Origin of the sequence: Asticcacaulis solisilvae (assembly GCF_017875235.1) — a bacterium.
In the GTDB taxonomy this organism is placed as follows: Bacteria; Pseudomonadota; Alphaproteobacteria; order Caulobacterales; family Caulobacteraceae; genus Asticcacaulis; species Asticcacaulis solisilvae_A.
Genome location: NZ_JAGGMI010000005.1, coordinates 102,880 through 117,592, shown reverse-complemented (window position 1 = coordinate 117,592; position 14,713 = coordinate 102,880). Strand labels below are relative to the sequence as shown.

At 62.3% G+C, this 14,713-nt stretch carries 10 protein-coding genes; 3 read left to right on the top strand and 7 right to left on the bottom strand.

Translation table 11 applies throughout. The features are described from left to right. Nucleotides 1–92 precede the first annotated feature (92 nt). Together J2X24_RS10285 and J2X24_RS10280 are read left to right on the top strand one after the other, a co-directional pair. Complete coding sequence (locus J2X24_RS10285; RefSeq protein ID WP_209720615.1) at nt 93–1,343, top strand: pyridoxal phosphate-dependent aminotransferase; 1,251 nt, start codon at nt 93–95, stop codon at nt 1,341–1,343. Nucleotides 1,344–1,756: 413 nt separating this feature from the next. Then, entirely contained in the window at nt 1,757–2,650 is an 894-nt protein-coding gene (locus J2X24_RS10280) for an NAD(P)/FAD-dependent oxidoreductase (protein WP_209720612.1), read from the top strand. 3 nt (nt 2,651–2,653) lie between these two features. Here J2X24_RS10280 and galA read toward each other — a convergent pair whose 3' ends face one another. The 5 genes from galA to J2X24_RS10255 form a co-directional block, all read right to left on the bottom strand. Continuing rightward, the gene (gene galA / locus J2X24_RS10275) at nt 2,654–5,533 is read right to left on the bottom strand and encodes a beta-galactosidase GalA (protein ID WP_310003379.1); all 2,880 of its coding nucleotides are present in this window, start codon (nt 5,531–5,533) and stop codon (nt 2,654–2,656) included. Nucleotides 5,534–5,629: 96 nt separating this feature from the next. Then, nucleotides 5,630–6,439 (bottom strand): oxidoreductase, encoded by an 810-nt coding sequence (locus tag J2X24_RS10270; protein WP_209720609.1) that lies wholly within the window; start codon nt 6,437–6,439, stop codon nt 5,630–5,632. Between the two features lie 38 nt (nt 6,440–6,477). After that, nucleotides 6,478–7,818, bottom strand: a complete 1,341-nt coding sequence (locus J2X24_RS10265) for a TolC family protein (protein WP_209720606.1) — start codon at nt 7,816–7,818, stop codon at nt 6,478–6,480. Further along, entirely contained in the window at nt 7,811–10,879 is a 3,069-nt protein-coding gene (locus J2X24_RS10260) for an efflux RND transporter permease subunit (protein WP_209720603.1), read from the bottom strand. Before J2X24_RS10260 ends, J2X24_RS10265 begins: the two co-directional genes overlap by 8 nt. Further along, complete coding sequence (locus J2X24_RS10255; RefSeq protein WP_209720600.1) at nt 10,876–11,970, bottom strand: efflux RND transporter periplasmic adaptor subunit; 1,095 nt, start codon at nt 11,968–11,970, stop codon at nt 10,876–10,878. Before J2X24_RS10255 ends, J2X24_RS10260 begins: the two co-directional genes overlap by 4 nt. Before the next feature lie 89 nt (nt 11,971–12,059). Between J2X24_RS10255 and J2X24_RS10250 the strand changes: the two genes are divergently transcribed. After that, complete coding sequence (locus tag J2X24_RS10250; RefSeq protein WP_209720597.1) at nt 12,060–12,704, top strand: TetR/AcrR family transcriptional regulator; 645 nt, start codon at nt 12,060–12,062, stop codon at nt 12,702–12,704. Between the two features lie 81 nt (nt 12,705–12,785). Here the strand turns inward: J2X24_RS10250 and J2X24_RS10245 are convergent, their stop codons facing one another. Both J2X24_RS10245 and J2X24_RS10240 read right to left on the bottom strand, forming a co-directional pair. After that, a complete protein-coding gene (locus tag J2X24_RS10245) occupies nt 12,786–14,045 on the bottom strand; it encodes a pentapeptide repeat-containing protein (protein ID WP_245344601.1) in 1,260 nt (419 codons plus the stop codon). A gap of 132 nt (nt 14,046–14,177) precedes the next feature. After that, complete coding sequence (locus J2X24_RS10240; protein ID WP_209720594.1) at nt 14,178–14,654, bottom strand: Fur family transcriptional regulator; 477 nt, start codon at nt 14,652–14,654, stop codon at nt 14,178–14,180. Nucleotides 14,655–14,713 lie beyond the last annotated feature (59 nt).

Sequence of the window (14,713 nt, the reverse complement as noted above, 5' to 3'; positions counted from 1 at the left end):
CTTGGTCGTTGATCGCCTTGGTTGACTTTGGCGTGTCTATCATTAAATGGCCATGTCCCCCCGCAAGGCGCGATGTCACAGTACGGTTCCCGATGAAAGCCATAAGCAAATCCACCAAGCTCGCGCACGTCCTCTACGACATTCGTGGTCCCATCATGGCGCGGGCCAAGCAGATGGAGGACGAGGGCCAGAAGCTGATCAAGCTGAACATCGGCAACCTGGCGGCCTTCGGTTTCGATGCGCCCGAGGAAGTCCAGCTGGACATGATCCGCAACCTGCCCAACTCCGCCGGCTATTCCGACAGCAAGGGCATCTTCGCGGCGCGCAAGGCCATCATGCACTATACCCAGTCGCAGGGGGTGCAGGGCGTGACCCTGGAAGACATCTATCTCGGCAATGGCGCGTCGGACCTGATCGCGATGGCGACCAATGCGCTGCTGGACGACGGCGATGAACTGCTGCTGCCCGCGCCCGACTATCCCTTGTGGACGGCTGTGGCCAGCCTGTCGGGCGGGCGGCCGGTCCATTACCTGTGCGATGAAAGCAAGGGCTGGATCCCGGACCTCGACGATATTCGCGCCAGGATCACGCCGCGCACTAAGGGCATCGTGGTCATCAATCCCAACAATCCGACCGGCGCCGTCTATCCGGACCACGTGTTGCGGGAACTGGTCGCCATTGCCCGTGAGCACGGCCTGGTCCTCCTGGCCGACGAAGTCTACGACAAGGTCCTTTATGACGACGTCAGGCATACCGCCCTGGCCAGTCTGTCGACGGACGTCGTCACCCTGACGTTCAATTCGCTGTCGAAAAGCTATCGCGCCTGCGGCTATCGCGCGGGCTGGATGGTCGTGTCGGGCGACAAGGCCTCGGCGCGCGACTATATCGAAGGCCTGGACATGCTGGCCAATATGAAGCTGTGCGCCAACGTGCCCGGCCAATGGGCGATCCAGACGGCGCTGGGCGGCTATCAGAGCATCAACGACCTGGTGGCGGAAGGCGGGCGCCTGCGTCAGCAGCGTGACCTGGCCTATGAACTGATCACCGCCATTCCGGGTGTCACCTGCGTCAAGCCGCAGGCCGCGCTGTACATGTTCCCGCGGCTCGATCCCGAAATCTATCCGATCCGGGACGATCGCCAGTTTTTCCTGGAACTGCTTGAGGCCACGCGCGTGATGCTGGTCCAGGGCACGGGGTTCAACTGGCCGTCCCCGGACCACTTCCGGATCGTCTTCCTGCCGCACGAATCCGACCTGCGCGAAGCCATTGGCCGCGTGGCCAAATTCCTTGGCGAATACCGCGACAGGCAGGAGGCGAAGACGCGAATGGCGGGTATCGCCTAAGAGCTATTGCCTGCAAGTTTAAGCGGTTTCTATGTCGGCTTGGCCCTAAGGCGATACTGGCGTTTTCACATCGAGCGCAAGCCCTGGCTAATGCCGGCCGGTTACGCCATCTTCTCGGCTGGATTCGACAAACTGCCACTACTCAATTCCATTTCGGCAAATGGCGCGTACCAGCTCCTGAACCACATTTTCCAAAGGGTTTCTGTCGCTTCCCGGCTGATTTTGACTATCCGGCCGAGGGAAGGCTAGATTTTTTTGCTTAAGCAAATAGCGGTACTTGACAGTATCCATATATGTGAATTACGATACCCATTAGTTTCTAAAATGCACGACTATCAGCGGCTCAACCTAGGCCGCAACGGTTCACACCGCAGTCTGGGTTGAGAGCGGTGTCCTGAACGGAGCTTATGACCATGGATGATGTCATCATTATTGGCGGCAGCTTTGCCGGTCTTGCCGCCGCCTTACAGCTCGGGCGAGCGCGGCGCAAAGTCACCGTCCTCGATACTGGTTTACCGCGCAATCGCTTTGCAGGCCGCTCGCACGGCATGCTCGGCCACGATCACAAACCACCACTCGACATCCTGGCGGAGGCGAGAAGGCAACTGGCGCGCTATCCCGCGATCAGCCTGGTCAATGCGCGGGCCGACAGCATTTCGGGCGCCATCGACGACTTCTCCGTCCTCACTGGCGATGGTGTTACCCTGAAGGCGCGTCGCCTGATCCTAAGCTATGGCGTCGTCGATCAAATGCCTGACGTGCCGGGCTTTGCCGAAGGATGGGGCACGTCCGTCATCCCCTGTCCCTATTGCGACGGCTTTGAAGTCGCCGGTCAGCATTGGGGCCTCGTCTGGTCAGGCCCTCAGTCGCACAATCAGGTCAGGCTGTTCCACGATTGGACCGAACGGTTGACGGTCTTCGCCGATGGTCGCGACATTTCGCCAGATATCCGGGCCGATCTGGCGCGCCGCAACACACCTGTCGTCGATGGCCGGATCACCGAAATCGTCCGTCGTGGAAGCCATAATGCCACTGTTAAACTAGATATCGGACCCGATGTCGAAGTCGACATCCTGTTCGCACATCCGCGCAACAAGCCATCCGCAAGCCTGCATGAAGCCTTGGGTCTCGCCACGGTCGATACGCCCTTGGGCATCGTCCTCAAGGTCGACGAGCGCCGCGAAACCAGCATGCCCGGCATCTACGCCGCCGGCGACCTCTCCAACCCGCTCATACCCTCGGTCACGACGGCATCGTGGCAGGGCGCGATGGCGGGTATCGCCGCCCAGCAGTCGATGCTGGCCTGAAGACTACTTTAGCCGGAACTCCGCCGATGCGGCTTTGAGGCCATGTGACGTTGCTTTCAGAGTCGCCGTCCCGGGTTCGCCGGTCGACTGGATTATAATCTGCGCCCAGCCGTTGAAGACACGGCGTTGCCAGGGCGCCGCAGGCGTCGTCATGCGCAGCGTGCCCCATTTCGTCGCGGAGACGGAACGGTCGAACATGGCCTGGACACCGCCCTCTGGCGTCGGCGTGACGTAGGTCAGGCTGTTGGTGTCCCGTAACTGCGCGGAGTCCAGATCAATGACCAGAGCGCCGTCAACCGCGCGGGGCGTAACCTGCGTACCGTTGACATAGACCTTCTGTTCGGCGCCCAGGCTGTCGATGAACAGGGTCGCGACATCGCCGGGAGCAGATGGTGGCCGTGCGAACTGACCCCTGAGAACGAGACCCTTGGTCAGTGGCGGCTGCTGCTCGGGCGGCAGCCACTGCGTCGGATCGCGCCACGTGGAAGTGTCGGCCGAACTCGATGTCGCGTCGCCGCCCTCGAGGTTGGAGATTGCCAGTGACCGCCAGTTGGACACGCCATAGAAGCGATCCCTGGGTGCGGGCCTGTCCGCTTCGTGGCTGCCCGGATCGCCGTTGCCGACGCCGATGATGCGGATCGGGCCGGTCGTCTCGAAGCGCACCAGATCGCCGGCGGTCGGAACGATGCGCCCCGCCTTGTCCGCCACATTGACCCATACGACCGAAACGTCAGTACCGTCCGCGACGAGCGCTGTCTTGTCAGGCGTCAGCGTCACACGCACGGGCTCACCCGTTGTTGCCATGTCCGTGGACGCGACCAGCTTTCCGTTGAGATAGGATTTGGCCGTAAGCTTGCCCGGTTTGTACGGCACGTCCCATTTGAGATGCGAGTCCTTGACCATCGGCTTGCGTCCCAGGGACCGTCCGTCCTGGAACAGCTCGACCTCGTTACCATTGCTGTAGACCCGCACATCTATCGGCTGGCCTTCGCGTCCCTGCCAGTTCCAGTGCGGAAGGATGTGAACGCTGGGCTCCTTCATCCAGACCGCTTTCAGGTAATAGGCCGTGTCCTTGAAGGCGCCGGTCGTGTCGATCATGCCGAACTGCGAGGAGATGGCCGGCCAGCCGAAAGGCGTCGTCTCGCCGCGATAGTCGAACCCAGTCCAGATGAACATGCCGGACATCCACGGCCGCTCCTGAACACGTCTCCAGCCTTCCTCGATGCTCAGCGAGTTGCCGGGGCGGCCTTGACGGTCATAGGCGTTGAGGTGTGATTTGGCCCTGTCATCGAAATAGATGCCACGCGTCGTCAGGGTCGAGCCTTCTTCCGTCATGGCCGCCGGCTTGTCCGGATGGGCGGCGTGGAAACCGTCGACATCATGCTGGGCGCCATAGTTGAACCCGATGACGTCCGCGCCGACGGACGTGCCCCTGCCGGATGAACTGGCCGCGACCGACGTGCGGCGCGTGGGATCCATGCGCTTGACGATGTCGTGCATCTCGATTGCCAGCCGCGTCCCCAACTCGTTGCCTTCGAGGGCCCATTCCTCATTGCCGACCGACCAGAGTATGACACTGGGATGGTTGCGGTCGCGCCTGACCATGCGTTCGAGCTGCCCCCGGATCTCCGGCGACGTGCCCATCATCCGGTGCTCGTCGATGACAAGAATTCCCAGTTCATCCGCGTCATCGAGAAGCTCGGGCGTCGGTGGGTTGTGGGAGGCGCGATAGGCATTCACGCCAAAGGACTTCAGTTGCTTGAGGCGCCAGGTCTGCAATCCGTCCGGAATGGCCGTGCCGACGCCGGCATGATCCTGGTGGTTGTTGGTTCCTTGGAGCTTGATGTTCTTGCCGTTCAGGAAAAAGCCCTTGTCGGCGTCCCAGGTGATGGTGCGCACCCCGAACCGGGTCTCATAGATGTCGGCAATTTCGGTTCCGCGCCGGATCGTCGTCCGGAGCCGGTAGAGATAAGGATCTTCCAGCGACCACAGCCGCGCGCGGTCGAGGCGGAGGCTGGTGGCAAAATCGCGCGATGAGACGGCTTCGGCCGTCAGCCCTGCCGTTTCTGTAACGGTGACAATCTTGCCGTCTGCGTCCAGGACTTCCTGTTTTATGGCAAAGGCCTGGTCGCTCTTGCCATCGTTCACCACCGTCACGGCGACGTCGATTTTCGCCGCATCGCCTTCGACCACAGGTTTGACGAAGGTGCCCCATTTCGCCACGTGCAGCGGGTCCGTCTTGGTCAGCCAGACATGGCGGTAGATGCCGGCGCCTTCGTAGAACCAGCCTTCCTCCACCGTCGCATCAACCCGGACGGAGATGACGTTGCGGCCGCCGAAATTGATGTAGTCGGTAATATCGTAGCCGAAACCGGAATAACCGCTCGGTTCGGTGCCGATATAGTGGCCGTTCACCCAGACGGCGCTGTTGCGATAAACGCCGTCGAATTCAAGAGAAATGCGACGCCCCTTGTCGGCGGCGGGAATGTCCAGGTCCTTGCGGTACCAGCCGACGCTGTTTTCGGGAAACGGATGGCCAATCGCCTTAGAGCCGTGGTTGGTGTTGCCACGCGGATCGAAAGGCAGCTCGACCGCCCAGTCGTGCGGCAAGTCGACCTTACGCCAGGCGACATCGCTAAAATCGACATTGGCGGGGCCGTCGCCGTAACCGGCCTTAGCAAAGAAGAATGGCCTGAGGCCGTATTGCATATCCTTCTGGGCATCGTCGGCATGGCCGTAGGCAAATCGCCAGCCCTTGTCGATATTCGTGCGTTCGCGGACGGATGCCGCGGAAACATCGCTTGCCGTGGCCGCAAAGGCCTGGGGCGCAACAGCACCGGTCATCAGCGCCAGCATCAGAAATCCACTCTTCAAACCGCCCACGTTTCACCCTTTATGGAATACGGCCGCAGAGCCGGACCTGTTGTTGTATGACAATTGATTTTGCCACCGATGCGGACGCAAGCGCAAGCGTGGCCGTCAGCTCTTGAAGCCAAAACTTTTCCGCAGGCTGCTGTCGATGGCGCTGGCGGGCATGAACCTGCGCAGGATGCTCAGCAGTTTGGCCTGGCCATCCGCTGGCTGGCGCAGGCGATAAGGCCCGTTGATCACCGAAAGGATTTTTCTCGCAATCGATATGGGTTGTGGCGCCGACTTGATCTGGGCGACGACCGCCTTTGTCGTCGCATCGACCTGGCCGGCATAGATCCCGAACGCCTCGCTCACGTGCGCCGAGTTCGTGTCCAGGTTCGTGTTGGTAAAGGACGGCTCGAGCAGGACGACCCGGACATTGAATTCACGAACCTCATGGTCAAGCGATTCCGACATGCCTTCCAACGCATGTTTGCTGCTGGCATAAAGGCCCATGAATGGCGCGGGCAAAAATCCCAGGACGGAGCTGAGGTTGATGATCAGCCCCTGCCTGGCTTGGCGCATGGAAGGCAGGACGGCGCGCATCATCCGCAAAGGCCCGAAGACGTTAGTATCGAACAAGGCCTTGGCCTCTTCGATCGATGTTTTTTCGACAGGGCCCACCAGGGAAACACCGGCATTATTGATCAGTACGTCGATCTTGCCGGCTTCGGACAGCACCCAGTCGATAAAGGCTGTGACCGAAGCCTCGTCAGTGACGTCCAGCCGCCCAAATTCCAGGTTGGGCACCAAAGGCGCGGACGGCGCGCGGCGGGCGCCGGCAAATACCCGGAACCCCTTTTGGGCCAGGAGGCGGGCTGTTGCCTCGCCGATGCCTGAGGAGGCGCCCGTTATGACGATAACTTTGTCGTTGGACATGACATATTCCTTGGATTGTCGGTTGTGAGGGAAGGAGATCAGAGCCCTTGCGCCCTGTAGAGCGCGGCGGCCGCCATCGAACGGTCTGCCTCGGCATCGATCAGTGCGCGACGCGAGGCCTCAAGCTGGATGGTGGACGCAAGCAACGCGATTTTCGGTATCAGTCCTGCCGTATGTTGACGGTCCGCCTCGGCATGGCGGCGGGCGGATGCCTGCATGTCGGCCGTCGCCAGTTGCGCGCGATAGTCCGCCTGTTCGGCCGCGACCCATTTTGTCCGCACATCCGCAAGCACTGCGATGGCGGCGAGCCGATAGGCTTCATAGGCCTGAACCTCGCGGGCCGAGGCAGCATCGATCTGGCCTTTCACCCGGCCAAAATTCAGCAGGGGCATATAGACGGTAGCGGCCGTGTTCCAGACATCCGCCGTCGGCCCGACGCTGGTGTCTTGGCTGCCGAGAAACGCCCCGATCGACAGATTGGGGAACAAGGCTGCCTGGGCGGAACGCGTCGCGGCCCGTGCGGCGGTGAGGTTCGATTCCGCCATTCGCATATCCGGTCGATCGCGCAGGATGGCCAGGGGGGCCGCCGCGGCTTCGGATGGCTCGAAGTCCGGAATCTCTCCGGGTGTCTCCAGTGACGCACGCAAAGCCATCTCGTCGTCGCCGGTCAGGATGCTGAGGACATTCAGATACTGTTCGCGGGCATCGGTCAGCCGGCTGACACCTGCGTCGGCGGCTCTGGCGTCGCTGTCGGCTGCCCGCCATTGGCCTTCGGTGATCAGCCCCTTCTGCCACTGCTCGCGCAGACTCGCGGAAACGGCATGGGCGGAGGACGCCGTAGTTTGAAGACTCGCCAGGCTCTGCTGGCTCTGGCGCAGGCCGATATAGGCGGCAATGATCTCCAGCCGGACCGCGCCCTTGACGTCGGCAAGCGACGCTTCGGCGGTGGTGGCGTTTGCCCTGGCGGCTTTTGAGCGGGCTTTCAGGCCGCCGAAGAGATCGAGATCGTAGCTGGCGTTGAGTTGGCCTTGGGCGATGTTGATCGTCCGGTTGCCGTAGGTCAGGCCGATGTCGCCACGTTGCGCTACCCCGGCAGCGGCAATGTCAGGAAACAGGAACGACCGTGCCGCAACATGGGCGGCGCGGGCCTCGCGAAGACGCGCCGTGGCGATCCTGATCTCGTGGCTATTTTGATCGGCCGTCGCCAGCAGGTTCATAAGCGTTGCGTCGCTGCCCCCGGTCCACCATGCGGTATTGGCGTGGGCAGCGACCGGCGCCGGCCATGCCACCGGCGCAGGCGCCAAGGGTAGGTTGGCCGTGGGCGTCGAACAGGCGCTCATTGCGCCCAGCATGGGAAGGAGCATAAGCAGTTTACGCATGTGTCGTCTCGCTTTGTGGCTTGCGGACATTGAACCAGAACGAATAGAGCGCCGGCAGGAAGACCAGGGTGAGGACAGTGCCGACACCGACGCCGCCGATCAGGACGAAGGCCAGGGCCCCCCAGAAGACCGAATGGGTCAGGGGAATGAAGGCCAGCATCGCCGCCGCCGCCGTCAGTATGACCGGACGCGCCCGGCGGACGGTGGCCTCGATGATCGCCTCATAGTCCGACGCGCCGTGCGCTTTGTTGTCGCTGATCTGCTGTACCAGGATCAGGGTGTTGCGCATCAGGATGCCGGACAGTCCGACCAGGGCCAGGATGGCGTTGAAGCCAAAGGGCTGGTTGAACAGAAGCATGGTGGGAACGGCGCCAACCAGACCGAGCGGAGCGGTCGCGAACACCATCCACATGGTCGAGAAGGTCCGGACCTGGATCATCAGGACGACAAGCGTCAGGAGAATCATCACCGGGACGACGGCGACCAGGGCGACATTGGCCTTGGCGCTTTCTTCGACGGCGCCGCCGGTCTCTATCCGATAGCCCGCAGGCAGGCTGGCCTTGATGGCCTTAAGCTTGGGCAACAGCTCCGCCGTGACGTCGGGCGGTTGCAGGCCTTCCCGGACATCGCCCTGGACGCTGACGAACAGGTCGCGGTCATAGCGCTTGATCTGCTGGCCTTCGGTATCGGGGACCTGATGCACGACGGCGCTCAAGGGGATCGCCTGACCGAGCGTATTGACGACCGTCATGCCGGCCAGGTCGGAAGGTGAGCGACGTTCGCCGGCTGGTGTTTTCAGGACGACATCGACCGTGCGTGTCCCCTCGCGCATCTGGGTTGCCGGAGCACCCGAAACGAGCCCTTGCAGCTGGAAATCCACGGCCTGGCGGGTCAGGTTGAGCTGAGCCAGACGTGCATCATCGATGACATAACGCATGATCGGCGTCTTTTCGCCCCAGTCGAGATGCGGGTTGATGACATTGGGATTGTGTTCAAGGACGGCGCGGACCTCTTCGGCGACCTTCATGATGCCGGCTTCATCCGGACCGATGACGCGGAAGAGCACAGGGTAGGGCACGGGCGGACCGAACAGGAACTGCGTCACCCGGACGCGGGCTTGCGGATAGCGGCCGTCCTTCGTCCATTGCTGTAGGCGTGCCTTCAGCCTGGCGCGCGCTTCGACGTCCTTCGTCTGGATGACGACCTGGGCGTAGGCCGGATTGGGCAGTTCCGGGTTCAGCGAGAAGAAGAAGCGCGGCGCGCCACGTCCCAGATAGGCGGACACATCGGTTGCCTCGGGCTGCTTCATGACATCGGCTTCGATGCGCGCCGTCACGGCCTTGGTGGCCTCGAACGCGCTGCCGACGGGCATCTTGACCTCGACGGTCAGCTCGGTCCGGTCAGAATTGGGAAAGAACTGCTTCTTCACCACCATCATTCCGGCGCCGGACAGAAGGAACAGGCCGACCGTAATGGCGATCGTCAGGATGCGATGGTCGACCGTGAGCCGGACCAGCTTGCGGAAGGCCGTATAGCCCTTGCTGTCGTACATCGAATGATGGCCGGGTTTCGGCTTGATGTCGGGCAGCATGACCACGCCCAAATAGGGTGTGAAGGTAACCGCGACGACCCACGACGCGATCAGGGCAAAACCCACGACCCAGAAGATGTTGCCGGCATACTCCCCGGCCGAGGACTGGGCAAAGCCGACCGGAATGAAGCCCAGGATCGTTACCAGCGTGCCCGACAGCATGGGCGCCGCGGTCGTCGTCCAGGCATAGGTCGCGGCCTTGATCCGATCGTAGCCTTCTTCCAGCTTCACGACCATCATCTCGATGGCGATGATGGCGTCATCGACCAGCAGGCCCAGCGATATAATCAGCGCGCCAAGCGTGATCCGGTCAAAGTCGCGACCGGTGAGCAGCATGACCACGAAAACGATGGCCAGGGTCAGGGGGACGGCGGCGGCCACGACGAGGCCGACACGGAAGCCGAGCGCCACCAGCGACACCAACATTACAACGCCCAGGGCGACGAGGAACTTCACCATGAACTCATCGACCGAGTGGTGGATCACCTTGGCTTGGTCGGAGATTTTGGTGAAGCTGACGCCCAGCGGAAGCTGCGCACGCATGCCGGCCTCTTCCTTCTCGAGCGCCTTGCCGAGCGTCAGGCCGTTATAGCGCGGCGCCATGACGACGCCGAGGACGACAGCCGGCTTGCCGGCATGGTTGATTTCGTAAGTTGCCGGGTCTTCGTAGCCACGGCGGACCTCGGCAATGTCACCGATGCGCAGCAACTGGCCACGGACGCTGAGCGTCACGCTGCGCACGTCATCCAGTGAGTTCAGGCCGGAATCGAGCCGGATCTGTATCCGGGGGCCAACCGTACCGACAGAGCCCGAAGGCGTGACGTCGTTGCGACCACGCAGCGCGGCCATGATATCCTGGGCGTTGACGCCTAATGTCGCCAGCTTGGCCTGCGGAATTTCGACGAAAATCGCCTGGGGGCGTTCACCCAGGATTTTGACCTTCTGAACGCCCGGCACTTGCAGCAGTTGCTGGCGCAGGGTTTCCGCCTGTTTGACCAGTTCGCGGTTCGGCAGGCCCTTCGCCTGGATGGCATAGAGCGAGAAATAGACGTCGCTGAACTCGTCGTCGAAGAAGGGACCGTAGACGCCTCTTGGGAGATTCCGGGCTTCGTCGGACAGCTTTTTGCGCACCTGGTAGAATTGTTCCGGTACGGCCGACGGCGGCGTCGAGTCCTTCAGGATGACCTTGGCCTGCAGCACGCCTGGCTGTGCCGTGGTTTCGACGCGGTCGTAATATTGCAGTTCCTGCAGGCGCTTCTCGAGGAGGTCGCCGACGTTTTCGTCCATTTCCTTTGCGGTTGCACCAGGCCACACGGCGGTGACGGTCATGATCTTGACGGTAAAGCGCGGGTCTTCGGCCCGGCCCAGCTTTATGAAGGCGAATGTGCCGGCGGCAAGGACCGCCAGGATAAGAAACAGGGTAACGGCGCGTTCGCGCACCGCCAGTGCGGACAGGTTGGGGAAGCTCACAGCGTGCCTTCCGTGATGGCATGAACGACCTGGCCTTCGTTGAGCAACTGCGCGCCGGCCGCCACGACGACCTCCCCTTGGGCGAGGCCGGATGACACGGTCGCGGTTTCCTCATTGAAGCGCGCGACCTTTACCGGTCTTGCGCGGACGCTGCCCTTGGCGTCGATGACCCAGACCTTTGTGCCGTTGCCCTTATCGACCAATGCCGCCAGCGGAACATCCAGCGATGCCGATGCCGCCTTCACGCCGGAAGGGGTGACCTGAACGGTCGAGCCCAGCGGCGCGTCGGCAAAGCTGGCGTCCAGCACATACCGCGCCTCGAACAGCCGGGTAGACGGATCGGCAGCGGCGGATATCTGACGCAGGCGGCCGTTAAAGACGGTGCCGTTCGCGCCAAAGACGGTGATCTGCGCCGCCTCGCCAATGGCATGGCCGGCTTCCGGCAGGCCGACGACGGCTTCGGGCGCACCGGCCTGCGCGATCTTCATCACGGGCTGCCCGGCCGCCACGACCTGCCCGGCTTCCCCGGGCAGGTCGATGATCACGCCGGCGACATCGGCGCGCAGCTCTGTATAGCCGCGTTGGTTCCTGACGGTCGCCAACTGCGCTTCGGCGGCCTTCAGGCTGGCGTCGGCGCCATCCTTTGCGGCGCGTGCCTGTTCGATCATATCGACCGAAGTCGATCCGCTGGCGGCCAGGCTGTTCACCCGCTCATAGTTGGCATTGGCCCGGACCGCGACGCTGCGTGCGGCCGCGACCGCTGCTGTGGCGGCATCGACGCCGTCGCTGTAATCCGTCGGATCGAGCCGCATCAGCACCTGCCCAGGGGATACGCGGTCGCCGAGATTGACCTTGCGTTCGATGATCTTGCCGCCGACCCGGAAAGCCAGGGCCTGCTCGACCCGAGACCGGATGGTGCCGGCATAGGCTGTTTCGGCTTCGGTCGAAGTGCCGACGCGGTAGGTCAGGACGCGGGGAGGGGTATTGGCTTCAGGCTTTGCCGGGGCCTGACAAGCGGCCAGAACGACCATGACCGTAGCCAGGGAGGCCAGGGCCGGGGCTTTTTTTGTGAGGGTGGATGGAAAGGACATATTGACTTTGATCCATGGGGTGACGTATTTGATACTCATGAGTATCGTAAAGCGCCCAAATTTGGATACTGTCAAGTATCATTATTAGTATGCCCCAAAAAAATCCTGAAAATAGCCCTGCGCGTCGCGGCCGGCCTGTCGATCCTGCCCTGTCTGAAAAAATCATCGACGCTGCCTGTGATCTGTTCAGTGAGCTGGGCTTCCAGGCGACGACCATGGACAAGGTCGCGAACCAGGCCAAGATATCGAAGCTAAGTATTTACAAGCACTTCGAGAATAAGGAGGCCTTGTTCAGCGCGGCGATCGCAACGCGCTGCCAGGCATTTGCGCCCAAGTCCCTGTTCGAGGGCGTGGAAGGGACGGCCGAGGACCAACTGCTGGCGGTCGGCAACAGCCTTCTTCGCCTCCTGCTCAGTCCGGACGTACGCAGCGTGACGGACATGATTGCGTCGGACAAGGCTAATCAGGCCCGGCTGTCGCGATTATTCTTCGAAGCGGGTCCAATAAGGTTCCTGGGGCAGATCGAAAGCCTGCTCCGGCGCCTGCACGACAGCAAAGCCCTGTTTATTCCCGATCCCGTGCAGTCCGCACGTCTGTTCGGGGCGTTGTTCAAAGGGTCCGACCTTCTTTCCGTCGTGCATTTCGATCCAGAGCGCGCGGAAAATGACGCCGAGATTTCGGCCTATTGCCAGTCAGCCGTCGCGATGTTCATGGCGGCGCATTCGCGCCACTAGCTCTCGGCATGTCTGCTTTCGGGCGAAAAATATCAAACCGTAACCAGCTGAGTTCCATTCCGCAAATGGCGCTCTACAGACCTATTCCCGTTCGGTGAGGGTGTAGTTGGTGCCCTTGTCGCGCATATAGTCATTGATGATCGCGATCATACGCGCGCGCGTCAGGTCCGCGCGGCTGAGATCCGCGTGACACAGGTTCGCGCCCGTCAGGTCGCTGCGGATCAGCCGGCCACCGCCGAGGTCGAGCGGGCCGAGATTGGCGCCTTCGAGGCAGGCATTGTTCAGCTTGGCGCCCTGCAGCCGCGCGCCGCGCAGGTCCGCGCCTCTTAGATTGCAACGCCTGAGGTCGGCATTGACGAGATTGGCGCCCTGAAGCTCGATGCCGCTCAGGTCCATGCCGAAGAAGACGGCGTCGGAGGCATCGAGCGTCGACAGGCAGCGGCCATTCATTGTGTGCACCAGACGGAAATCGACCCTGGCGAAGCTGTGGCGCGCGCCCGATGCGCCGCCGGTCTTCACCCATTGCTCGTGCTCGGACAGGAGTTGATCAAGGGGCTGGTCGTCGATGAAGACGGCGATCGGCGCTTCCAGCATGTCCGCCGTGTCGGCTTCCTTGAGATTGCAGCCACTGGTCGTCGTATCGACCATGATGGCGCCGCGCATAGTCGCGCCAGTCACATCGGCGCCGGACAGGTCCGCGCCGTTGATCATGGCGCCGTTGAGATTGGCCTTGCGCAGCTTGGCCTGGCTCATGACCGCACCCGACAGGTTGGCGTCGCTGAAGTCGGTCGAGACCGCCAGGGCGCCGTTCATGCGGGCGCCCGACAGGTCGGCGCCGGAAAGGATGGCGTAGTCGAGCTCACCCGGGCGCTTTTCGTGCTTCATGAGGCGCAGGCCCTGCTTGTCGTCCTTGAAGGCGATCTGGCCTTCGCGCAGGTCCGCGCCGATGAGCGAGGCGGCTGACAGGTTGGCGCCGCGCAGGCAGGCGCCGCGCAGGTCGGCGCGGTCCAGGCGGGCGAAGCGCAGGTCGGCATTGCGCAGGTCGCAGCCGAACATGTTGGCGCGCAGAAAGATGGAGTCGCGCAAACTGGCGCCGTAGAGGCGCGCGCCGGTCAGGTTGGCGTCGCTGAGATCGACGCCCTCCAGCTTCATTTCGGTCAGGTCGATATAGGATAGATTGGCGATCCGTCCGCCGGGACGATTCGCCTTGAAGAGCGCGTGCTGCTCCAGGATATGGCGCAGCGACGCCGGGTCGATCATCTGGAGCGTCGCGGCGGTCGTTGAATTCGGAGCAGGCATTTGGGGGCAGATCGCGCGCTGGGGCAGATACGTTTCACGCATCGGCGAGTCGGTTACAAACGCAATAACTGAGTGGCAACGATGTCTAAATTAACCGTGATCACATGCAAGCGATTTCCGCAGATGCGAAGGCAGTGCGGCTAATCGCCGCTGCACGCCTGTTCATGGCTGCCCTTACTCCTGGCTGCACGCCTGGCACAGGCCACGCGCCTCCATAGTGATATGCGAAACCTTGAAACCGGTCGCCCCTGCGCTGGCTTCGATGTCCGCCACGTTCGGTATGGCGATCTCGACGCTGCGTCCGCAGCAGTCGCATAGCAGGAAGCCGGCCGTATGCTTGTGATCATGCGCGCCGCAGGCAACGAAGGCGTTCAGGCTTTCAATGCGGTGGATCAGCCCCATCTGCTCAAGGAAGCTGAGCGCGCGATAGACGGTCGGCGGCTTGGCCGCGCCGTCCGGATGGAAGCGGTCAATGACGTCATAGGCCTTGATCGGCCCGCCGGCGTCGAGGACCAGCTCATAGGTGCGCAGACGCGCCGAGGTCATGCGCTCGCCGGCGTCGGCGCACAGAGCCTCCGCTTCCGCCAGCCGCGCGGGCGTGTCGGCTGGGCGGTGATGATCGTGGTCGTGGTGGGCGCAGGCGTGACTCATGCCTCCAAGGTAAGACGCGTCATCGCTTTTCGCAACAGCAGGGTTTTACCTCTTAAGTG

Excerpts from the sequence above, each read along its gene's own strand:
- J2X24_RS10285 (WP_209720615.1), top strand. The coding sequence starts at position 93 with ATGAAAGCCATAAGCAAATCCACCAAGCTCGCGCACGTCCTCTACGAC.
- J2X24_RS10280 (WP_209720612.1), top strand. The coding sequence starts at position 1,757 with ATGGATGATGTCATCATTATTGGCGGCAGCTTTGCCGGTCTTGCCGCC.
- J2X24_RS10270 (WP_209720609.1), bottom strand. The coding sequence starts at position 6,439 with ATGTCCAACGACAAAGTTATCGTCATAACGGGCGCCTCCTCAGGCATC.
- J2X24_RS10265 (WP_209720606.1), bottom strand. The coding sequence starts at position 7,818 with ATGCGTAAACTGCTTATGCTCCTTCCCATGCTGGGCGCAATGAGCGCC.
- J2X24_RS10255 (WP_209720600.1), bottom strand. The coding sequence starts at position 11,970 with ATGTCCTTTCCATCCACCCTCACAAAAAAAGCCCCGGCCCTGGCCTCC.
- J2X24_RS10250 (WP_209720597.1), top strand. The coding sequence starts at position 12,060 with ATGCCCCAAAAAAATCCTGAAAATAGCCCTGCGCGTCGCGGCCGGCCT.
- J2X24_RS10245 (WP_245344601.1), bottom strand. The coding sequence starts at position 14,045 with ATGCGTGAAACGTATCTGCCCCAGCGCGCGATCTGCCCCCAAATGCCT.
- J2X24_RS10240 (WP_209720594.1), bottom strand. The coding sequence starts at position 14,654 with ATGAGTCACGCCTGCGCCCACCACGACCACGATCATCACCGCCCAGCC.